The organism is Vibrio artabrorum, assembly GCF_024347295.1.
Classification (GTDB): domain Bacteria; phylum Pseudomonadota; class Gammaproteobacteria; order Enterobacterales; family Vibrionaceae; genus Vibrio; species Vibrio artabrorum.
Genome location: NZ_AP025458.1, coordinates 2,388,099 through 2,409,232, shown reverse-complemented (window position 1 = coordinate 2,409,232; position 21,134 = coordinate 2,388,099). Strand labels below are relative to the sequence as shown.

Here is a 21,134-nt window from a genome sequence, read left to right as displayed (position 1 = left end):
GCTAGATTAATGAACAAAGAAATTTTGGCGGTAGTAGAAGCTGTTTCTAATGAGAAAGCAGTTCCTCGTGAGCGTATTTTTGAAGCGCTTGAAATCGCGCTTGCAACGGCAACAAAAAAGAAAAGCGAATTAGAAATTGAAGTTCGCGTAGAAATTGACCGTAAAACGGGTGATTTCGAAACTTTCCGTCGTTGGGAAGCTGTTGAGGAAGTTGAATTCCCAACAAAAGAAATCTCGATTGAAGCTGCAAAGTACGATAACCCAGAGATCGAACTTGGCGGTTTCATCGAAGATGACATCGAATCAGTAACGTTTGACCGTATTACGACGCAAACAGCTAAGCAAGTTATCGTACAAAAAGTACGTGAAGCTGAACGTGCTCAAATCGTTGAACAGTTTATTGATAACGAAGGTGAACTCGTTACGGGTGCGGTTAAGAAAGTTAACCGTGACACAATTATTCTAGACCTAGGTAATAACGCTGAAGCTGTCATTCTTCGTGATGATCAACTGCCTCGTGAAAACTTCCGTCCTGGTGATCGTGTTCGAGGCCTGTTATACGCAGTAAAACCAGAAGCTCGAGGTTTCCAGCTTTTCGTTACGCGTTCTAAACCAGAAATGCTAGTTGAGCTATTCCGCGTTGAAGTGCCAGAAATTGGTGAAGAGCTCATTGAACTGAAAGCGGCTGCACGTGACGCGGGTTCTCGTGCTAAAATCGCTGTGAAAACAAACGATAAACGTATTGATCCTGTTGGTGCGTGTGTCGGTATGCGTGGTGCACGTGTACAAGCCGTTTCTAATGATCTTGGCGGTGAGCGTATTGATATCGTGCTTTGGGACGATAACCCGGCTCAATTCGTAATCAACGCAATGGCGCCAGCAGATGTTGCTTCTATTATTGTTGATGAAGATGCACACTCTATGGATATCGCTGTAGAAGCGGATAATCTAGCTCAAGCGATCGGCCGCAGTGGACAAAACGTACGTCTAGCATCTCAACTTACTGGTTGGGAACTGAACGTAATGACAGTTGCAGATCTTCAGAAGAAGCACCAAGAAGAAGCGGTTGCTTCCATTGAAAACTTCATGAAGCACTTAGACATCGAAGAAGACTTTGCTCAAATGCTTGTTGAAGAAGGTTTCTCTACGCTAGAAGAAGTGGCTTATGTACCAGTAAACGAGCTACTTGAAGTCGATGGTCTAGATGAAAGTATCGTTGAAGAGTTGCGTAGCCGTGCAAAAGATGCACTAACGACTTTAGCGTTAGCGAAAGAAGAAACTTTCGACGGCGTTGAGCCTGCTGAAGATTTGCTAGCACTTGAAGGCCTAGAGCGTGAAATGGCTTACAAACTAGCAGCAAAAGGCGTGGCAACATTGGAAGACCTAGCTGACCAAGGCGTTGATGAACTAGAAGGCATTGAAGATCTAACTGCAGAGCGTGCGGGTGAGCTAATTATGGCTGCACGTAACATCTGTTGGTTCGGCGACGAAGAATAACTCAGCAAGGAGAGAGCGGTATGACACAATTAACAGTTAAAGCACTGAGTGAAGAGATTGGTACGCCAGTTGACCGCTTAATTGAACAACTTGCTGATGCAGGCATGAAGAAAACAGGTTCGGATCAAGTTAGTGATTCAGAGAAACAATCATTGCTAACGCACCTTAAAAAGGAGCATGGCGACACTTCTGGTGAATCAGAGCCGACTCGTTTAACTCTTCAACGCAAGACCCGCAGCACGCTAAGTGTTGCTGCTGGAGGCGGTAAGAGTAAGGATGTTCAAGTAGAGGTACGCAAAAAGCGTACTTATGTGAAGCGCAGCACTATTGAAGATGAAGCGAAACGTGAAGCTGAGGAACTAGCGAAACGTGAAGCGGAAGAGAAAGCACAACGCGAAGCTCAAGAGCAAGCGAAACGTGATGCTGCAGAGAAAGCACAGCGCGAAGCTGAAGAAAAAGCAAAACGTGAAGCGGATGCAAAACGTGATGCTGAAGAAAAAGCTCAACGCGCACAAGCTGAAAAGGCTAAAAAAGACATGAATTCAAAAAATGCAGACGTTAACGCACAAGCGAAAAAAGAAGCGGATGAACTAAAAGCTCGTCAAGAGCAAGAAGCACAGCGTAAAGCTGAAGCAGAAGCGGCGAAGCTAGTTGAAGAAGCTCGTAAGTTAGCAGAAGAGAATCAAGAGCGCTGGTCTGAAGAAGAGAAGAAGAAGAAAGAACAAGAGAAATCTGCGGATTACCATGTGACGACTTCTACTTATGCTCGTGAAGCGGAAGATGCTGCTGACCAGAAAGAAGAAAAAGCGCCTCGTCGTCGTAAGAAGAAAGCGGCTCCAGCGGCTCAACCTAACAATACCCGTGGTGGTCGTAACCAACGTGGTCGTGGCGCTAAAGGTAAGCTTGCTAAACCAACGTCAATGCAGCAAGGTTTTGACAAGTCAGCAACGGTTGCTAAATCAGACGTTGCTATCGGCGAAACAATCGTGGTTTCTGAACTGGCTAGCAAAATGTCAGTTAAAGCAACGGAAGTTATCAAAGTTATGATGAAGATGGGCGCTATGGCGACTATCAACCAAGTGATCGATCAAGAAACTGCGCAACTTGTTGCAGAAGAGATGGGTCACAAGGTAATCCTACGCAAAGAAAACGAACTTGAAGAAGCGGTACTGGCTGACCGTGACAACGATGCTATCGCTGAAGGTCGCGCCCCTGTTGTTACTATCATGGGTCACGTTGACCACGGTAAAACTTCTACACTGGATTACATCCGTCGTGCACACGTTGCAGATGCGGAAGCTGGTGGTATCACACAACACATCGGTGCATATCACGTTGAAACGGATAACGGCATGATCACGTTCCTTGATACTCCAGGACACGCAGCGTTTACTGCTATGCGTGCTCGTGGTGCTCAAGCGACAGATATCGTTGTTCTTGTTGTTGCTGCTGATGATGGTGTTATGCCGCAAACAATCGAAGCTATCCAGCACGCAAAAGCGGCTGGCGTTCCTCTGATTGTTGCTGTAAACAAAATCGATAAAGAAGGCGCTAATCCAGATAACGTTAAGAATGAGCTTGCTCAATACGATGTTATTCCTGAAGAGTGGGGCGGCGAGAACATCTTCGTTCACATCTCTGCAAAACAGGGTACAAACATTGAAGGTCTTCTTGAAGCGATCCTTCTTCAGTCTGAAGTACTAGAATTGACTGCGGTTAAAGATGGTATGGCATCAGGCGTTGTTGTTGAGTCTCGCCTAGACAGAGGCCGTGGCCCTGTTGCTACTGTTCTTGTTCAGTCTGGTACTCTAAACAAAGGCGACATCGTTCTTTGTGGTCAAGAGTATGGCCGTGTTCGTGCAATGCGCGATGAAAATGGTAAAGACATCGAAACTGCAGGTCCATCTATTCCTGTAGAAATTCTAGGTCTTTCTGGCGTACCTGCATCAGGTGACGAAGCGACGGTTGTACGTGATGAGCGTAAAGCACGTGAAGTTGCGAACTATCGTCAAGGTAAATTCCGTGATGTTAAACTCGCTCGCCAACAAAAAGCGAAACTAGAGAACATGTTCGCCAACATGACGGCTGGCGAAGTCGCTGAGCTTAACGTTGTACTTAAAGCAGACGTTCAAGGTTCTGTAGAAGCGATTGCTGACTCTCTACTGAAACTGTCAACGGATGAAGTTAAAGTGAACATCGTAGGTTCTGGTGTTGGTGGTATTACTGAAACTGATGCAACACTTGCAGCCGCTTCTAATGCTATCATCCTTGGTTTCAACGTTCGTGCTGACGCAACTGCGCGTAACACGGTTCAGAACGAAAACCTAGATCTACGTTACTACTCAATCATTTACCAACTGATCGATGAAGTGAAACAGGCGATGGGCGGCATGCTTGCTCCTGAATTCCGTCAAGAGATTATTGGTCTTGCCCAAGTTCGTGACGTATTTAAGTCGCCTAAACTTGGTGCAATCGCTGGTTGTATCGTGACTGAAGGTACGATTAAGCGTAGCAACCCAATCCGTGTACTTCGTGACAACGTTGTTATCTACGAAGGTGAACTAGAGTCACTTCGTCGCTTTAAAGATGACGTTCAAGAAGTTAAAAATGGTTACGAGTGTGGTGTCGGCGTTAAGAACTACAACGACGTTCGCGTTGGTGACCAGATCGAAGTATTCGAAATTGTTGAGGTTAAACGTACTCTAGACTAATCAGTCTGTACGACTCGACATATTGACTAAGGTTACTAACATTACGAGTAAAGGTAATAAGTAATCGGTTGTTGAATACACCATGGGGGGCTGGTAATTACCAAGCCCCCCATCTTTCTAAGTGAGAAAAGAAATGTCAAAAGAATTTAGCCGCACACAACGTGTGTCTCAGCAGCTTCAAAAAGAGCTTGCTCTTATCCTACAACGTGAAGTTCGTGACTCACGTATCGGTATGGTAACTATCTCAGATGTAGAAGTGTCTCGTGACCTTGCATACGCAAAGGTGTTCGTGACTTTCCTATGTATCGGTGAGCAAACCCCTGAATCTTGCCTTGCCGCTCTTAAGGAGCATGAAGTGCCAGTACGTATGGCGCTTGGTAAGCGTATTCGTCACCGTTTAACGCCTGAAGTTCGTTTTACTTACGACAACACACTCGTAGAAGGCATGCGTATGTCTAACCTAGTGAGTGAAGTTCTGAACGATGACAAGCGCAAGCAAGAAGAAGCGGGTCGTGCTGACGAAACTCAGTCTAAGGGCGAAGAGTAATGGCTCGCCGTCGTAAAGGTCGCCCTATCAATGGGGTAATTCTATTAGATAAGACGACAGGCATTTCGTCTAATGATGCACTGCAAAAAGTAAAGCGTATTTACTTTGCAGAGAAGGCAGGACACACCGGTGCTCTGGATCCTCTTGCGACTGGCATGCTGCCAATTTGTCTCGGTGAAGCAACGAAGTTCTCTCAGTTTCTTCTCGATTCTGATAAGCGCTACGTTGTTATCGCTAAGCTTGGTGAGCGTACCAATACCTCTGACTCTGATGGTGAAGTGGTCGAGACACGTGATGTTAACGTGACTCAAGAACAACTAGAGCGCTGTATTGCAAGCTTCAAGGGTGAAACCGATCAGATCCCATCAATGTTCTCGGCATTGAAATATCAAGGTAAACCTTTGTATGAATACGCGCGTGCCGGTATCGAGGTTCCTCGTGAGTCTCGTAAGATCACGGTTTACTCTATTGAACTGCTTCGCTTTGAAGGTGATGAAGTTGAAATGGAGGTGCACTGTTCGAAAGGTACTTACATCCGAACAATTACCGACGACCTAGGTGAAATGCTAGGTTGTGGTGCTCACGTGACTATGCTGCGTCGTACTGGTGTCGCGAAATACCCATATGAGCGTATGGTGACTTTGGAGCAGTTAAATGAGATTCTAGAGCAAGCACAGGCGCAGGAAATTGCACCGAAAGAGCTGCTTGATCCACTGCTGATGCCTATGGACACTGCCGTTGAAGACTTACCCGAAGTAAACTTGAACGCGGAACTGACTGACCTTGTTCAGCACGGTATGCCCGTTCAGGTTGCGGGTGCGCCAACGGAAGGCACGGTTCGCATGACCAGTGGCGAAGAGAAACTGTTTGTCGGCGTCGCTCAGATTGCTGAAGATGGCCGAGTTGCACCGAAGCGTTTGGTTGTTTTCAGAGATGAAGAGCCACAAGCGTAGCGCTTTAATCAGGTCTGATATTAGCGCGGAGTCGTGAAAGACGAGTCAATAATATAGAAAGCGAGCCCTTCATTTTAATGGTTCGCTTTTTTCGTTTTTAATGGGTTCGATTGTTATTGCACCAACTCGTAAACTTCCCTATAATCCTCGGCTCGCGTAGCGGCTGAATCAGAGATTGGCTGCTACAAATATAAACTTACTCTTATCAGGAGAGAATTATGTCTCTGAATGCAGAAACTAAAGCAGCAATCGTTGCAGAATACGCACAATCTGAAGGCGACACAGGTTCACCAGAAGTACAAGTAGCACTACTTACTGCTTCTATCAACCACCTACAAGGTCACTTCAAAGCGCACAAACACGATCACCACAGCCGTCGTGGTCTACTACGTATGGTTTCTAGCCGTCGTAAGCTTCTTGATTACTTGAAAGGCAAAAACCTTGCTCGTTACCAAGACCTAATCAAGCGTCTAGGCCTACGTCGCTAATCGCGATGTCTGTAAAGACAGTTTGAAGAAAAAGGAGCATTTATGCTCCTTTTTTTGTGCCAGTAAGGAAATGTTTGACAGGATACTCAGAATATCACCTGGCTTTTTCTGCTAGGAAATACCTCTCCTAATAAAAATAGTTTATACTACGCCGGCTAATGCGTTTCAACGTTTGGCAATCAACCTCTCAAGACGTTACAGTCACAGATGTCGGCCAATAGGTCGCGACTATTCAAAGGCGGATTTGGTCTTAACTCGGCGTATGAACTCATACAAAGAAATCGTATTCCCGAGTCCCTTTTTACTAGTCGCGATTGGTAATATCTTGAGTCACTCTTCACTTAATCTAAAGTCATGACTTTAGAGCTAAGGATATACAATGTTTGAAAAACCAGTTGTAAAATCGTTCCAATACGGTAACCACACCGTTACTCTAGAAACGGGCGTAATGGCACGTCAAGCTACTGCTGCTGTGATGGCAACGATGGACGATACATCAGTATTCGTTTCTGTTGTTGCTAAGAAAGAAGCTGTTGCCGGTCAAGATTTCTTCCCTCTAACAGTTAACTACCAAGAGCGTACATACGCTGCGGGTAAAATCCCGGGTGGTTTCTTCAAGCGTGAAGGCCGTCCTTCTGAAGCAGAAACACTAACAGCTCGTCTGATTGACCGTCCAATCCGTCCTCTTTTCCCTGATGCATTCAAAAATGAAGTACAGGTAATTGCAACGGTTGTTTCTATCAACCCTGACGTAAACCCAGACATGATCACTATGATCGCAACGTCTGCTGCACTTGCTATCTCTGGTGTTCCATTTAATGGCCCTATCGGTGCTGCTCGTGTTGGTCACATCGATGGCGAACTTGTTCTTAACCCATCAAATACTGAGCTTGAAAACTCTAAACTAGACCTTGTTGTGTCTGGTACAGAAGGCGCAGTACTCATGGTTGAGTCTGAAGCAGATAATCTATCTGAAGAAGAAATGCTTTCAGCTGTTGTTTACGGTCACGACCAACAGCAAGTTGTGATCAAAGCAATCAATGAGTTCGCTGCTGAAGTGGCGACGCCATCATGGGGTTGGGTTGCTCCAGAAGAGAACACGGCTCTTAACTCTCGCATTGCTGAGCTAGCAGAAGCTAAATTAGTTGAAGCTTACCAAATTACTGAAAAAATGACTCGTTACGATCGCATTCACGCAATCGCTGATGAAGTTAACGAAGTATTAGTATCTGAAAATGAAGATGTGAACCTAAAAGAAGTTCATTCTATCTTCCACGATCTAGAGAAAACGGTTGTACGTCGCAGCATCATCGCTGGTAACCCACGTATTGATGGCCGTGAAAAAGACATGGTTCGTGCACTCGACGTACGTACTGGTGTTCTTCCACGTACACACGGTTCTTCTCTATTCACTCGTGGTGAAACTCAAGCACTTGTTACTGCAACGCTTGGTACACAACGTGATGCTCAAATCATCGACAGCCTAATGGGTGAGAAGAAAGACAACTTCCTTCTACACTACAACTTCCCTCCATACTGTGTAGGTGAAACGGGCTTCGTTGGTTCTCCAAAGCGTCGTGAAATTGGTCACGGTAAGCTTGCTAAACGTGGTATCCAAGCGGTAATGCCTTCTGTTGAAGAATTCCCATACACCGTTCGTGTTGTATCGGAAATCACAGAATCTAACGGTTCTTCTTCAATGGCTTCTGTATGTGGTACATCTCTAGCGCTTATGGATGCTGGTGTTCCAATCAAAGCTTCTGTTGCAGGTATCGCAATGGGTCTTGTTAAAGAAGGCGACGATTTCGTTGTTCTTTCTGATATCCTTGGCGACGAAGATCACCTAGGTGACATGGACTTTAAAGTAGCAGGTACTAACGCTGGTATCACTGCACTTCAAATGGACATCAAGATCGAAGGTATCACTAAAGAGATCATGCAAATTGCACTTAACCAAGCGCAAGGTGCACGTAAGCACATCCTTTCTGTCATGGATGAAGCTATCTCTGGTGCTCGTGAAGATATCTCTGAATTCGCTCCACGTATCCACACAATGAAAATCAGCTCTGATAAGATCAAAGATGTTATCGGTAAAGGCGGCGCCGTTATCCGTGCTCTTTGTGAAGAAACGGGTACGACAATCGAAATCGAAGACGATGGCACAATCAAGATTGCTGCTACTGAAGGCGCAGCTGCTAAAGAAGCTATCCGTCGTATCGAAGAGATCACAGCTGAAGTTGAAGTTGGCCGCATTTACCAAGGTAAAGTTGCTCGTCTAGCTGACTTCGGTGCATTCGTTACTATCCTTCCAGGTAAAGATGGTCTAGTACACATCTCTCAAATCGCTGACAAGCGCGTTGAGAAAGTGTCTGACTACCTAACTGAAGGTCAAGAAGTTCCTGTTAAGGTTCTTGAAATTGACCGTCAAGGCCGTGTACGTCTAAGCATGAAAGAAGCAGTTGAAACGCCAGCTGAAGGCGAAGCACCTGCTGCTGAGTAATTCTCAGTGTGTCGATGGTGATATCGCTTTTTAGTGATTTCTAACCTATCGGCAACAAAGCATGTTATAAAGGGGAGCATATCGCTCCCTTTTTTATTGCGGTCATAACAGGAGTAATTATTTGTGAAATGGTTTCAAACCGTGAGTATGTGTTTAGTGCTTGTACTAACAGGTTGTGCGACAACATCAGATAACACCTCACGTTGGGTTTATCCACCAATGGCGGTACCGCTTCAACCGAGTGTTCAACAAGAAATTCAGATAGCACGCCTTAGTCAACTCTTACTGCGTCCAGATTTGAACGATGAAGTTCGAGCTAAGATGCTGTTTGAACGTGGCAACTACTACGACAGTGTTGGCCTACGTGATCTCGCCCGTCTCGACTACAATCAATCTCTTTCATTGAACCCTGCTCAACCTGATATTTTTAATCTTTTGGGTGTTTACTTTACGCAGGCTGGGGAGTTTGATACCGCTTATGAATCTTTTGATTCTACGTTAGAGCTGGATCCTGCAAACTCATATGCAGAAAGAAACCGTGCTATCGCGCTTTATTATGGTGAGCGTTATGACTTAGCCAATGAAGAGATGATGAAGCACTACGCTGATGATCCGAGTGATCCATTTCGTGCCCTTTGGCTTTACATCATCCAACATGAACTCACGCCAGAGCAAGCCAAGCTTGATTTGCAAGCGCGTTATGAGAACCGTGATGAGCAGTGGGGATGGGTGTTAGTGGCTATCATGCTTGACGATATTACTGAAGAGCAAGCCTTTAAAGCGATCCTAGCCGGTACGCGAGATAATACGCTTCTTGCTCAACGCCTTACTGAGACATACTTCTACCTTGCTAAGCGCCACCATATGAATGGTGACTACGCAAATGCGATCTCTTTGTACAAGCTAGCGTTGTCGTTTAACGTATATGAATACGTTGAGCATCGTTATTCTTTCTTAGAGCTAAGTCGTATTTTTAGCACGCTTAAAGCCGAACATTTGGCGCAGTCTAAATTAGCCGCCGCTAAACAGGCAGAAGCTGAAGAAGAAGCTAAAGCGAAATAAAAGACAGATTAGAAATTTAAGAAACCGCTGCCTGTCAGCGGTTTTTTTATATGTCCGATTTCATTTCGATTGCTTTTTAAATACACAGTATTAGAATAGTTAGTCTTGCTAACTAAATGCAATGCTTTGATTGGGTAAGTATGCTGAACCAGAATTTAGAAAAGATTGAACGCTTCGCCTCTAAGGTATGGCGCACTCAAGTTAATGAAGATCCTATCTGTCAATTGAGCTTCAACGAATACGATTATTTGAAGGTCATTCAAGCTGCACCAGAGCCTATTCGACTCACAGACCTTGCGGTTGAGATGCAGGTAACTAAACCTTCCGCAACCACTATGGTTCAAAGACTGGAGAGAAAAGGACTCGTTGAACGTCAACCCTCGCCGGAAGATGCGCGCTCTAAATTGGTCATTTTAACCCAGAAAGCTGAAGTGGGTTTGAAAGAAGAGAGCAAAATTTATCAGGTGATGGCCCAAATTCTGGAAAGCCGCTTGTCTGAGCAAGAATCTCAGCAGTTAAACCTATTATTAAATAAAGCTTTGAAGTAAATAATTTAAATATTTAGTTAGCCTTGTTAACTGATTTTTAGCGTCATATCCCATTGATATGTGGCTCACAAATGAAAGTAGAGTAAGAGATGAGTAACTCAATTAGTCGCCAATTTTGGCGATACACTATTCCTACCGTAGCGGCCATGTTGGTTAATGGACTGTACCAAGTGGTGGATGGCATCTTCATTGGTCGCTATGTGGGGGCTGATGGTCTTGCCGGCATTAATGTGGCGTGGCCTGTGATTGGTTCGATTCTTGGTGTTGGTATGTTGGTTGGGGTAGGGACGGGTGCGCTTGTCTCGATTCGCCAAGGTGAAAAAGATACTCAAGGTGCTAAACAGATCTTAGCTACCGGCCTCACCTTATTGTTGGCGATAACGCCGATTGTTTCAGCCATACTGTTTTTGTTTGCTGATCAATTTTTACTTTGGCAGGGTGCTGAAGGGCGGGTGTATGAACTTGGCCTGCAATACTTACATATCTTAATTGGTGCCAGTGTCTTCACGCTTGGCTCGATCGCGATGCCGTTTCTACTGCGTAACGATGACAGCCCTAACTTAGCGACGATACTGATGATCGTTGGTGCAGTGATTAACATTGCACTCGATTACCTGTTTATCGCTCTTTATGGTTGGGAGTTGACGGGCGCGGCATTAGCAACAGCGATTGCTCAGTTTGTGGTAACGGGCCTTGGCTTGGCTTACTTCTTCTCACGTCGAGCAAACCTACGTTTACGTTGGAATGAGTTGAGATTGAAGCTGGATGTGATTCCACAAATCTTCGCCATTGGTACATCAAGCTTCTTTATGTACGCTTATGGTTCGATGATGGTGGCGTTGCACAATGCCTTGTTTGCTCAATATGGCGACCAGTTGATGATCGGCGCTTACGCGATTTTGGGCTACATCGTGACAGTTTATTATCTCACGGCGGAAGGTATCGCTAACGGTATGCAACCTTTAGTGAGCTATAACCATGGTGCGCGTAATCAAGCGAATATTCGTAAGTTACTTAAAATTGCGATGATGAGTTCAGTATTGATTGGTGTGGCGTTTGTACTGCTTCTGAACGCGTTCCCTCGTGAGTTTGTGTCAGTATTTAACTCGGATGAACCTCAGTTGGTTGAGTACACCGTGTTGGGGATTCGACTGCACATGTTTGCCTTGGCGCTTGATGGCTTCTTGGTGGTAGCGGGTGCTTACTATCAGGCGGTGAATAAGGGCAGCAAGGCGATGTTTGTCACGATAGGCAATATGCTTATCCAGTTACCTTTCTTGTACATTATGCCTAAGCTGTACGGTGTGCCGGGGATCTGGATTGCGTACCCACTGTCTAACATCGCGCTCAGTGTGGTCGTGATGGTGATGCTTTACAAAGACCTAAAGAAGCTCGATGCCTCAGCGATGGAGACCGCAACGGTATAGGTCGTGTTTCTTAAGTCGAATTAAAAAGGTCTAGCGAATGCTAGACCTTTTTGGTGTCTGTTGCTGGTTAGTCTAATACGAGGAACTAGATGTTCTTAACGTCTAAACCTGCAAGTTGATGCCAGTAGCCATTGCATTGACGGCTTTCAATCTTCATCGGTTTTTGACCTTGCTCGTTCGCTCTGAAGTTATTGATTTCAGAGAAGGTGTCAATACCGAGTGGGCTTAAACGAACCACATCAACCAAATCGTGCATGTTCGGTAAATCATTGACTAGGTTGTAGCAGTAGCCTGATTGCGTCTGGATACCATTAAGGTTGAAGACTGATTGGCCTTCTTGGCTTTCTACTTGTAGCCCGGTTGGATACTTGATACAGCAGGTTTCGCAATCGTCTTTGGCTTTATTTTCAGCACGAGCGGTAAAGCAGCGTGCCGAGTAAGCCAGTGGCAGGTAACCGTGGCTAAACACTTCAACTTCGAATTTATTGCGGATGTTCAGCTCTTCACACTGCGTCATTACGTTGCTTAGCCATTCGCGAGAAAGCTCAACGGGCATACACCAACGCGTCATACCCTGTTTCAAAAACAGGTTCAGCGTGCGTGCGTTGTAAGTGTTTACCGCAGGGCCAACGACGAAAGGTACTTTGCTTTCGCTGGCGAGTTGAATGGCAGAGACATCATTGGCTTCGATCGCAAAGTCACCATTGTCGATGTACTTCTTCATGATATTGACTTCGCTTGGCGCTTCGAGTAATGCCATGGTCGAGAGGACGACTTGCTTACCTGAAGCAGACAACTCTTTGGCAATGTCCATCCAGTGTTGCGCTTTCATTTCGCGACGCTTTGAACATACCGCTTCACCTAGGTAGATGATATCGGCAGAGCTTGATTTCGCTTGCTCATAGAAGCTTTCAACGTCTTGTTTTGGCCAAAAATACAGTAGCGGGCCTAATGCGTATTTCATTGAGTTCTCCATTTGGCGCTATTGCCATTTACGGTGGTAAGCACCAAGCGTGGTTTGTGTACCTTCCGATACATTGGCCAGTGTCGCATTCCAAGCTTGTTCCACTTGGTATTGTTCTGGGTTCGCTAAGTAGCGGTCGATAGCTGCGCGCCAAGTACGAGTGACTTGTTCAACATAAGCAGGGCTGCGTTGGCGGCCTTCAATTTTTACCGAGGCCACATTCGCCGCGAAAAGCTCTGGCAACATGGATAGCGTGTTGAGGCTAGTTGGCTCTTCAAGTGCGTGATAGCGCTTACGCTCACCATCGATCTCTGCTTCAAAGCGGCCTTTACATAGCGTTGGGTAACCTGCGTTCTCACCTGCTTCGTACTTATCGATAAGGATCTCGTTCAAGCGAGACTCTAAGCCGGTTTCTGTTTCTTGCCAGCGAACGTATTTCGCCGGAGAACAAGCACCAACGGTATTGGGTGATTCACCTGTCATGTATGAAGAGAGGTAACAACGGCCTTCTGCCATGATGCATAAACTACCAAAAGCGAATACTTCAAGGTCAACGTCAGAAGTGATATTACGAGAAAGCTGTTTGACCTGATGAATCGACAACACACGTGGCAGTACGACACGCTTAACGTTGAAGTTTTTATGGTAGAAGTCGATAGCCGCTGCATTGGTCGCAGATGCTTGTACTGATAGGTGTAGTTCTAGATCTGGGTACTTATTTGCTGCGTACTCAAGCACTGCGATGTCTGCAATGATCAGCGCATCAACACCCAGTGCGGCGGCGTTGTCTACGGCATTAGTCCAACGGTTGAAGCCATTTGGGTGAGCAAATGTATTGAGGGCGACATGAATTTTCTTGTTGTGGTCATGCACATATTGCACAGCACGATCGAGCTTCTTACCCGCAAAGTTAAGGCCTGCAAAGTGTCTGGCATTGGTATCGTCTTTGAATCCGATATAGACAGCATCCGCACCGCAATCAATAGCGGTTTTCAAAGCAGGTAAGTTACCCGCTGGGCATAAGAGTTCCATTTGCTCACTACCAGTAGTATTAAGTTGAAGCGAGCATTTTATGAAGAATTATGAATGACAGAATTGATGTAAGGCAGGTTTAGATGGATAAATCTGCTTTTACTCCACTTGAGCGACTGACTCGCGCTGGTTTGTGTGCGGCTTTGATTGAAGAATGGGGCTGTGTGCGAAACATCTAATCAGTTCTTATGACGACGGTTTTGGGCGAACAACTCTTCAACATCTTGTTTTGGCTGAGGACGATAGAAATGGAAGCCTTGAATTGAACTGCAGTTGAGATTAGACAATAGAGTCGCTTGCTCACTGGTTTCGACACCTTCAGCCACTACGGTTAAATCGAGAGATTTTCCTAGATTGATGATGTTTTCAATGACAGTGATCTGTTTTGGTAGCGTATCGATATCAGAAATAAAAGCACGATCAATCTTGAGCTCATCAATTGGGAAACGAGCCAGATAAGAGAGTGATGAATAACCGGTTCCAAAATCGTCGATGGATAACGCGAAGCCAAGTCTCTTAATTGCATTCAGCATTTGCAGTGTGTGCTCACTATCGCTCATGACCGCACTTTCTGTTAACTCAAATGTAATCGCACTGGGATCTAACTCTGTAGAGCGTACCAGCTTCTCTACGTAATCAATCAGTTTTGGGTTGCCAAATTGTTCTGGAGACAAGTTAATCGCAACTCTACCGGGCAAGATACCTTGCATCTTCCAGCGCTTAACCGTAGTAAAGACTTCACGCATCACGACACGACCAAGCTGCTCGATAAGACCCGCTCGCTCCGCTACTGGGATGAATGCTGCTGGACTGATATAGCCTTCAACAGGGTGCTTCCAACGTACTAGAGCCTCAGCGCCGTTGATAGTGAAGTCACGCGCGTTGACCTTTGGCTGATACCAAACTTCGAGCCCATTCTGTTGCAGCGCTTTTTGTAACTCGATTTCAAGCCACAGACGCATACGTGCTTCTTTGTTCATCTGCTCGTTGAACTTAATCAGGCGGTTGCGACCCCGATCTTTAGCTTCATACATTGCGGTATCGGCATTTTGCAACAAGATACGTGCGTCTACTCCATCTTGTGGGTAGAGCACACTGCCGATCGAGCAGGCTAAGCGTTTACTAAAGTGGTGAAGATCGAAGGGTTGATTGATGAGAGCAATTATTTTTTCAGAGAGCATCTCAGGTGTTCGTGGATGTTCGGGGTCTGGAAGAATAATTCCAAATTCATCTCCGCCTAAATGCCCTACGACCGCTTGGCGGGGCAACAAGCGTTTTAAGCGTGAAGCGACCTCCTTAATGACTTTATCGCCGATGTGATGACCAAGTGAGTCATTGATATTCTTGAAGTTATCAATGTCTAAATAGAGCATGACCAGAGGTGTGTCATTATGGATAAACTGCTCAAGGCGCTTGGTAAACCCTACCCGGTTATAGAGTTTGGTCAGCGCGTCAATGTAGACATCTTCACAGTTTGCGGATGAATACTGCTTTGCGGTGTCTTGTGCATCTTGGATCAGAACCAGTTGGGTGTTGCTCCCTAAGACGGCAGTGGAGTCGATGTTAAGTTGAACCTTACGTTCAAAGCCGCATCGGGCACCCGTTAAGCAAACTAAACCAGACTCCGAAATAATAGAACTGATGTCATTGTTGAAGACTGTTTTGGTTTGTTCGTCGATAAATAAGCGCCCTAACTCTTCGCCGATCAACTCGGTTGTGGAGTTAAAGCCAAGCAGACGTGCAGCCGCTGGGTTGGATGACATAATGTAGTCACTTTCAACTAACAGTAAACCGTCTGGGAGCAAGTGGGATAGTTTGTGGAATTTCGTTTCGGATTCTTCTAAAGAACGAACTAGTACTTGGTTTTCTGATGTGTCGAAGGCATGAAAAACAATGTAGTCCGTTTGGGAGTCATTCATCAGTGGAGAAAGACTGAAATGAAGGCTGGTATCGAGGTTCGTCTCGTTGAGTGTCACTTCGGCTTCAATCGTTTCACCATTGAACGCACGTTCGTAATAAGGTTTGAGGTGTTGGTAGAATTGCTCACCTAATGTTTGGCGATCATTCATGCCGACAAGTTCAGTTTTGCTCAAACCAGCAATGTCACAGTAACGCTCATTCACCATCAAGTAATTGTGTTGAGCATCAAGAACTGCAAAAAAGAACGGGCTGTTTGCAGTTAACTGAGTAAACCAATGTTGTAATTGCTGGGGAGGCATCAAAGTACTACCAATTCTCCAATAACGTAAATATTCACAAATGTTAAATGCTGATTAGGTTTTAGTGTAATCATTATTTACCTTGTGAGTGCAGCTGTACGCTGTGTTTTTTGTTCACTCAGTTACTATAACGGCGATTTTAGGGTATCCAAGGCCGGGTATCAAAGAGGTGCAAATTTGACACACAACAGTAACGGAGTTCTTAACATCATTTATGATGCCTTCTATATTATTGACAAAGTTACGGATAAGTCACGTGATAAACAAGATTCGCACTCAACTAGTTCAAAATGCCGCATCAATTTTGCGATCTCCAGTCCAATTATTGCCTAAAAAAGTACAAAAAAAAGCCTTGTTAGAAGCATTGAATAATGTTTTTAAAGAGGCTTTAGAAGATGGTGATTTTGAGTTTTTAGAAGGCAAGTGGTTGAAAGTCTCAATAAAAGATATGAGCTTAAGTTGGTGTATTAGCTATAAAAATGAGCAACTGGTTGTCGCTGATAAAGAGGTTGTTGAGGATGTAAGCTTTAGTGGTAATCTTAATGACCTTGTGCTTATTGCAGGACGTAAAGAGGATCCTGATACGATGTTCTTTCAACGTCGACTTTCTATTGAGGGCGATACCGAGCTCGGATTAGAGGTTAAAAACTTGATGGATAGCGTCGATTTGGATTTATTGCCAAAGCCTATGAAAACTTTGTTAAATCAATTAGCTGATTTTGTGCAGAAGGGAGTACAATCCCCAGACACACAAAGTGAGGTAATGAATGCTTATTCGAACTGAAGCACCAGCAGATATACTTGTCATTGATCGTTTATTAAAATCTGTTTTTGAAACGGATGCCGAAGCTAATTTGGTGATGAGCTTACGTGAGAATAGTCATTTAACGTTATCGTTGGTGGCTTGCTCTGATGAAGGCGAGGTAGTGGGTCACCTGATGTTTAGCCCTATAACCCTTCACGGTGAAGATAATAACTGGCAAGGCCTTGCGCCTCTTGCTGTAAAAGAAGCGTTTCGTAATCAAGGTGTGGCGACCTCTTTAGTTGAAGACGCTTTTTCTACCTTAGTTGATTTTGGCTATCCAGCTTGTGTTGTGTTAGGTGATCCTGCTTATTACCGTCGCTTTGGTTTCAAGGCTGCGAGTGAGTTTGGTCTGAGTTGTGTTTGGGATGTGCCAGAAGGTGCTTTTCAAGCGATTGAGTTGGTAGACGGTGCGTTTACGGGGCATTCTGGTGAGATTGCCTACAGCCCCGAATTTAACGACTTATAAGCAGATTGATCACGCAATAAGAGATAAGCTGATTTTGTCTAAATAAAGGAGCTTGATGCTCCTTTATTTTTTGTTAGTATCAGCCCAGTGCTAATACAGTCTCTTTTAAGAGACACCGTTTTGAGACAATGAAATCGACCAAGCTCCCGGTTTCAATAAGCGTCGGCGCGAATAAACTTAAGCTCGAATAAACCTAAGGTTACTACCGTAAGATATGTCACAAACACACGCGCAATACCTACAAGAGATGGGCATTAGCCAATGGGAGCTAAGTCACCCAGAGCGTTTAGCGGGGTATGAATCTGAATTGATTCCGCTATCGAGTGACTGCAAATTACTGTTGGTTTCGCCTGAAAAACCTCACGAAGATCTCGCCGTGATGTTTGAACGCGTACTTAAAAGTATCAAGCTCGACTTATCTCAGGCTTTGCACCTTCAACCACAGCACTTGTCTACTGTCGATTTAAGCTCGGTTGAGTGGGTGTGGTTTGCCGGTTGCGAGTCGACCCAAGAGCTGAAGCTAAAAACACTTCAATCGCCATTACTGTCTGACATTAACGGTAATAACCAACATCGCCGCGACTTATGGCAACAAATTTGTGCTTATGACTAATCAATTCTTACCGACTTCACAACAACATCTCGACGCCATTTGGAACATTGAGCAAGCGGCGCACTCTCATCCTTGGTCTGAAAGTATGATCCGTGAACTGAATAGCCGTGGAGGTTGCCATCGTGTTTTAATAGTGGATGGAGAAGTTGTCGGTTATTTCTATGCTCAGAATATTGTTGGTGAAGTGACTTTGCTGACGATAGCGGTTGATCCGAACCAACAAGGCAAAGGCTACGGTAAAGCTTTGGTTGAGCACTTTCTTGATATGTGTGAACAAGCTGGCGCCGAAAGTGCTTGGCTGGAAGTTCGCGAAAGTAATGTGAATGCGTTCAATCTTTATGAGAAGGCAGGCTTTAATGAAGTCGACCGTCGTCGTAACTATTACCCAACCAAGCAAGGCAATGAAGATGCTATCATTATGAGTTATCTTTTTATGTCTTTTAGCTAGTCATGCTGTGGCTTTTAGCTAAGCAGAGAATCAGCGATAAAATAGGGTGTAAACTGACCCTTTAGAAAGTGGCTTGCTTTCTGTATAATCCGCACACAGAATTCAAGGGCAAGTATTATCTACTTGCCCTTTTTACGCTTTAGATCAGCAAAGGACGACTATGTCTTTCCAACAAGAAGTGAGCAAACGTAGAACGTTTGCGATTATCTCTCACCCGGATGCGGGTAAAACCACGATTACTGAAAAAGTTCTTTTATTCGGAAACGCGATTCAAAAAGCGGGTACCGTAAAAGGCCGTGGCTCCAACCAGCACGCTAAGTCTGACTGGATGGAGATGGAAAAAGAGCGTGGTATCTCGGTAACTACGTCGGTAATGCAATTCCCATACAATGATTGCCTAGTAAACCTACTCGATACTCCCGGACACGAAGATTTCTCGGAAGATACGTACCGTACACTAACAGCGGTTGACTCTTGTTTGATGGTTATCGATGCTGCGAAAGGTGTCGAGGATCGTACTCGTAAACTGATGGAAGTCACGCGTCTGCGTGATACGCCAATCGTCACGTTTATGAACAAACTTGACCGTGACGTTCGTGACCCAATGGAAGTGCTTGATGAAGTCGAGAGCGAGCTGGGTATGGCTTGTGCGCCGATCTCATGGCCAATTGGTTGTGGTAAAGAGTTTAAAGGTGTTTACCATATTCACCGTGATGAAACGATCTTGTATGAATCTGGCCACGGCCATGAGATTCAAGAAGTTCGTATCATCAAAGGTCTCGATAACCCTGAGCTCGATGAAGCGGTCGGTGAAGATCTGGCGAGCAGCGTACGTGAAGAGCTAGAGCTTGTTATTGGCGCATGCCCTGAGTTTGACCGCGAACTGTTCCTTGCTGGTGAACTAACGCCGGTTTACTTCGGTACTGCATTAGGTAACTTTGGTGTTGACCACATGCTTGATGGTCTAACGAAATGGGCTCCAGCTCCTCAAACGCGTCAAGCGAACGAGCGTGATGTTGAAGCAACAGAAGAGAAGTTCTCTGGTTTCGTGTTTAAGATCCAAGCAAACATGGACCCTAAACACCGTGACCGTATCGCATTCATGCGTATCGTTTCGGGGACTTACAACCAAGGTATGAAGATGAACCATGTTCGTACGGGTAAGAGTGTCAGTATCTCTGATGCGGTAACGTTCATGGCGGGAGACCGTGCACGCGCTGAAAAAGCATACGCGGGTGATATTATCGGCCTACATAACCACGGTACTATCCAGATTGGTGATACCTTCACTCAAGGTGAGAGCCTTAAGTTCGCTGGTATTCCTAACTTCGCACCTGAGCTATTCCGTCGTATTCGTCTGCGCGATCCACTGAAGCAGAAGCAACTTCTAAAAGGCTTGGTTCAGCTTTCAGAAGAGGGCGCAGTACAAGTATTCCGTCCTATGCAGAACAATGATCTGATCGTTGGTGCGGTTGGTGTACTTCAGTTCGACGTGGTTGTAGCGCGCTTGAAAGCGGAATACAACGTCGAAGCTATCTACGAAGGCGTTAGCGTTGCAACCGCTCGCTGGGTTGAGTGCGATGACGCTAAGAAACTTGAAGAGTTCAAACGTAAGAACCAATCTAACCTCGCGCTAGATGGTGGTGATAACTTGTCTTACATCGCACCAACCATGGTGAACTTGAACTTAGCTGCTGAACGTTTCCCAGACGTTCAATTCCGAGCGACGCGCGAGCACTAATTTCTCCGCGCTCTATTCGAGTGAAACAAAAACGTCTATTGTTCTGCAATAGGCGTTTTTTAATGCGTTTTATTTAAGGTTTGAAGGCTGGGGGGACAAGTATGCTGGGTTGGATAAGAGCTTGGATTAAAAGATACGATAAGTGGTGTGAAGAGCTTGGTTTAACGCCTGAAAATAAGCGCTGCTGTGTCGCTTATCGTCGTGATCCTCGAGGAGAACAGCCAGAAGGTGGAGAAGATGACATCGCAGACAAATGATTTTCCACTGTTTGATACCCATTGCCATGCGGATTTTGAGGCGTTTGAGCAAGGTTTTACACCTGATCAAAGTATTGATGGTTACCTCAATGAAGCCAAACAGGCTCAAGTTGAGAAATTACTCATCCCTTCTATCGGTCAAAGTAACTGGAAGAAACTCGGTAACATCGCTCAATCTCATCCCAATGTTTACTACGCGTTAGGCTTTCATCCTTACTTTTTAGAGCAAGCTGATGAGGTGCAATTTGAAGAGCTTCGCCAATTGCTTGCTTCAAAAACACGTCAGTGTGTGGCGATTGGCGAATGTGGACTCGACTTTTTTGTGGACGTTGAACGAGAGAAACAAGAGCGTTTTTTCATCCAACAAATGGAGCTTGCCAAGGCGTTTGAACTGCCTTTGATCATCCATGAGAGGAAGTCTTATAACCGACTCATTGAGCTAATAAAGCGGCATAAGTTCACTTTTGGGGGGGTAATTCACGGCTTTTCTGGGAGTGAACAGCAAGCTTTAGTATGGATCAAGCTTGGTTTCTACATTGGTGTCGGTGGAACCATTACTTATCCAAGAGCGCAAAAAACACGCACAACCATCGCGAAATTGCCCCTTGAATACTTGGTGATTGAAACTGATGCTCCAGATATGCCTATCCATGGAAATCAGGGAAAACGTAATCATTCCAAGTATTTAACTAAGATATTAAATGAGCTTGTTTTGATTAGAAAAGAGACAAAGCAATCGGTTGTCACGCAGATTTGGCATAATAGCCATCGTGCATTCGGTATATGTGAATAAATTCGAAGGTTTTTGTTTATCGTTTGCGTAAATTGCACTTGTGATGTGATTTGGCTCACATTT

Annotated in this window: 19 protein-coding genes; 16 read left to right on the top strand and 3 right to left on the bottom strand. The window is 45.1% G+C overall.

Annotated elements, in window-relative coordinates; all coding sequences use genetic code 11:
* Positions 1–9: 9 nt before the first annotated feature.
* From nusA to OCU36_RS10715, 9 genes are all read left to right on the top strand, one after another.
* Positions 10–1,497, top strand: coding sequence for a transcription termination factor NusA (gene nusA, locus OCU36_RS10755; RefSeq protein WP_261838009.1), 1,488 nt, complete (start codon positions 10–12; stop codon positions 1,495–1,497).
* A gap of 20 nt (positions 1,498–1,517) precedes the next feature.
* Positions 1,518–4,208 (top strand): translation initiation factor IF-2, encoded by a 2,691-nt coding sequence (gene infB / locus OCU36_RS10750; RefSeq protein WP_261838008.1) that lies wholly within the window; start codon positions 1,518–1,520, stop codon positions 4,206–4,208.
* A gap of 133 nt (positions 4,209–4,341) precedes the next feature.
* A complete protein-coding gene (gene rbfA, locus OCU36_RS10745; protein ID WP_261838007.1) occupies positions 4,342–4,755 on the top strand; it encodes a 30S ribosome-binding factor RbfA in 414 nt (137 codons plus the stop codon).
* A complete protein-coding gene (truB, locus tag OCU36_RS10740) occupies positions 4,755–5,708 on the top strand; it encodes a tRNA pseudouridine(55) synthase TruB (protein ID WP_261838006.1) in 954 nt (317 codons plus the stop codon). Before rbfA ends, truB begins: the two co-directional genes overlap by 1 nt.
* A gap of 218 nt (positions 5,709–5,926) precedes the next feature.
* On the top strand, positions 5,927–6,196 hold the full coding sequence (gene rpsO / locus OCU36_RS10735) for a 30S ribosomal protein S15 (protein ID WP_010436144.1): 270 nt from the start codon (positions 5,927–5,929) through the stop codon (positions 6,194–6,196).
* Positions 6,197–6,575: 379 nt separating this feature from the next.
* Entirely contained in the window at positions 6,576–8,696 is a 2,121-nt protein-coding gene (pnp, locus tag OCU36_RS10730; RefSeq protein WP_261838005.1) for a polyribonucleotide nucleotidyltransferase, read from the top strand.
* Between the two features lie 123 nt (positions 8,697–8,819).
* The gene (gene nlpI, locus OCU36_RS10725; RefSeq protein WP_261838004.1) at positions 8,820–9,758 is read left to right on the top strand and encodes a lipoprotein NlpI; all 939 of its coding nucleotides are present in this window, start codon (positions 8,820–8,822) and stop codon (positions 9,756–9,758) included.
* A 140-nt stretch (positions 9,759–9,898) separates the two neighbouring features.
* A complete protein-coding gene (locus OCU36_RS10720; RefSeq protein WP_261838003.1) occupies positions 9,899–10,306 on the top strand; it encodes a MarR family winged helix-turn-helix transcriptional regulator in 408 nt (135 codons plus the stop codon).
* A gap of 89 nt (positions 10,307–10,395) precedes the next feature.
* Positions 10,396–11,733 (top strand): MATE family efflux transporter, encoded by a 1,338-nt coding sequence (locus OCU36_RS10715; RefSeq protein ID WP_261838002.1) that lies wholly within the window; start codon positions 10,396–10,398, stop codon positions 11,731–11,733.
* An 85-nt stretch (positions 11,734–11,818) separates the two neighbouring features.
* Here OCU36_RS10715 and OCU36_RS10710 read toward each other — a convergent pair whose 3' ends face one another.
* The 3 genes from OCU36_RS10710 to OCU36_RS10700 all read right to left on the bottom strand — a co-directional run bounded on the left by OCU36_RS10710 (position 11,819) and on the right by OCU36_RS10700 (position 15,948).
* Positions 11,819–12,697 (bottom strand): U32 family peptidase, encoded by an 879-nt coding sequence (locus OCU36_RS10710; protein ID WP_261838001.1) that lies wholly within the window; start codon positions 12,695–12,697, stop codon positions 11,819–11,821.
* Between the two features lie 18 nt (positions 12,698–12,715).
* A complete protein-coding gene (gene ubiU, locus OCU36_RS10705) occupies positions 12,716–13,729 on the bottom strand; it encodes a ubiquinone anaerobic biosynthesis protein UbiU (RefSeq protein ID WP_261838000.1) in 1,014 nt (337 codons plus the stop codon).
* Positions 13,730–13,908: 179 nt separating this feature from the next.
* Entirely contained in the window at positions 13,909–15,948 is a 2,040-nt protein-coding gene (locus tag OCU36_RS10700) for a sensor domain-containing protein (RefSeq protein ID WP_261837999.1), read from the bottom strand.
* Positions 15,949–16,204: 256 nt separating this feature from the next.
* Here OCU36_RS10700 and ubiT point away from each other — a divergent pair, with 256 nt between their 5' ends.
* The 7 genes from ubiT (at position 16,205) to OCU36_RS10665 (ending at position 21,071) form a co-directional block, all read left to right on the top strand.
* A complete protein-coding gene (ubiT, locus tag OCU36_RS10695; RefSeq protein ID WP_261837998.1) occupies positions 16,205–16,732 on the top strand; it encodes a ubiquinone anaerobic biosynthesis accessory factor UbiT in 528 nt (175 codons plus the stop codon).
* Positions 16,716–17,219 (top strand): GNAT family N-acetyltransferase, encoded by a 504-nt coding sequence (locus OCU36_RS10690; RefSeq protein ID WP_261837997.1) that lies wholly within the window; start codon positions 16,716–16,718, stop codon positions 17,217–17,219. Before ubiT ends, OCU36_RS10690 begins: the two co-directional genes overlap by 17 nt.
* A gap of 214 nt (positions 17,220–17,433) precedes the next feature.
* Positions 17,434–17,832 (top strand): DNA polymerase III subunit psi, encoded by a 399-nt coding sequence (locus tag OCU36_RS10685; protein ID WP_261837996.1) that lies wholly within the window; start codon positions 17,434–17,436, stop codon positions 17,830–17,832.
* Entirely contained in the window at positions 17,825–18,280 is a 456-nt protein-coding gene (gene rimI / locus OCU36_RS10680) for a ribosomal protein S18-alanine N-acetyltransferase (RefSeq protein ID WP_261837995.1), read from the top strand. Before OCU36_RS10685 ends, rimI begins: the two co-directional genes overlap by 8 nt.
* A gap of 160 nt (positions 18,281–18,440) precedes the next feature.
* Positions 18,441–20,021, top strand: a complete 1,581-nt coding sequence (gene prfC, locus OCU36_RS10675) for a peptide chain release factor 3 (RefSeq protein WP_261837994.1) — start codon at positions 18,441–18,443, stop codon at positions 20,019–20,021.
* Positions 20,022–20,122: 101 nt separating this feature from the next.
* Entirely contained in the window at positions 20,123–20,278 is a 156-nt protein-coding gene (locus OCU36_RS10670) for a hypothetical protein (RefSeq protein WP_261837993.1), read from the top strand.
* A complete protein-coding gene (locus OCU36_RS10665; protein ID WP_261837992.1) occupies positions 20,259–21,071 on the top strand; it encodes a TatD family hydrolase in 813 nt (270 codons plus the stop codon). The genes OCU36_RS10670 and OCU36_RS10665 overlap by 20 nt, the downstream gene beginning before the upstream one ends.
* Positions 21,072–21,134 lie beyond the last annotated feature (63 nt).

What these genes read in the sequence shown, in the direction of transcription:
- OCU36_RS10715 (WP_261838002.1), top strand. Translation starts at nt 10,396, where the DNA reads ATGAGTAACTCAATTAGTCGCCAATTTTGGCGATACACTATTCCTACC.
- prfC (WP_261837994.1), top strand. Translation starts at nt 18,441, where the DNA reads ATGTCTTTCCAACAAGAAGTGAGCAAACGTAGAACGTTTGCGATTATC.
- OCU36_RS10720 (WP_261838003.1), top strand. Translation starts at nt 9,899, where the DNA reads ATGCTGAACCAGAATTTAGAAAAGATTGAACGCTTCGCCTCTAAGGTA.
- nusA (WP_261838009.1), top strand. Translation starts at nt 10, where the DNA reads ATGAACAAAGAAATTTTGGCGGTAGTAGAAGCTGTTTCTAATGAGAAA.
- rpsO (WP_010436144.1), top strand. Translation starts at nt 5,927, where the DNA reads ATGTCTCTGAATGCAGAAACTAAAGCAGCAATCGTTGCAGAATACGCA.
- OCU36_RS10670 (WP_261837993.1), top strand. Translation starts at nt 20,123, where the DNA reads ATGCTGGGTTGGATAAGAGCTTGGATTAAAAGATACGATAAGTGGTGT.
- infB (WP_261838008.1), top strand. Translation starts at nt 1,518, where the DNA reads ATGACACAATTAACAGTTAAAGCACTGAGTGAAGAGATTGGTACGCCA.
- ubiU (WP_261838000.1), bottom strand. Translation starts at nt 13,729, where the DNA reads ATGGAACTCTTATGCCCAGCGGGTAACTTACCTGCTTTGAAAACCGCT.
- OCU36_RS10665 (WP_261837992.1), top strand. Translation starts at nt 20,259, where the DNA reads ATGACATCGCAGACAAATGATTTTCCACTGTTTGATACCCATTGCCAT.
- rbfA (WP_261838007.1), top strand. Translation starts at nt 4,342, where the DNA reads ATGTCAAAAGAATTTAGCCGCACACAACGTGTGTCTCAGCAGCTTCAA.
- OCU36_RS10710 (WP_261838001.1), bottom strand. Translation starts at nt 12,697, where the DNA reads ATGAAATACGCATTAGGCCCGCTACTGTATTTTTGGCCAAAACAAGAC.
- truB (WP_261838006.1), top strand. Translation starts at nt 4,755, where the DNA reads ATGGCTCGCCGTCGTAAAGGTCGCCCTATCAATGGGGTAATTCTATTA.
- OCU36_RS10685 (WP_261837996.1), top strand. Translation starts at nt 17,434, where the DNA reads ATGTCACAAACACACGCGCAATACCTACAAGAGATGGGCATTAGCCAA.
- OCU36_RS10700 (WP_261837999.1), bottom strand. Translation starts at nt 15,948, where the DNA reads ATGCCTCCCCAGCAATTACAACATTGGTTTACTCAGTTAACTGCAAAC.
- rimI (WP_261837995.1), top strand. Translation starts at nt 17,825, where the DNA reads ATGACTAATCAATTCTTACCGACTTCACAACAACATCTCGACGCCATT.
- OCU36_RS10690 (WP_261837997.1), top strand. Translation starts at nt 16,716, where the DNA reads ATGCTTATTCGAACTGAAGCACCAGCAGATATACTTGTCATTGATCGT.
- pnp (WP_261838005.1), top strand. Translation starts at nt 6,576, where the DNA reads ATGTTTGAAAAACCAGTTGTAAAATCGTTCCAATACGGTAACCACACC.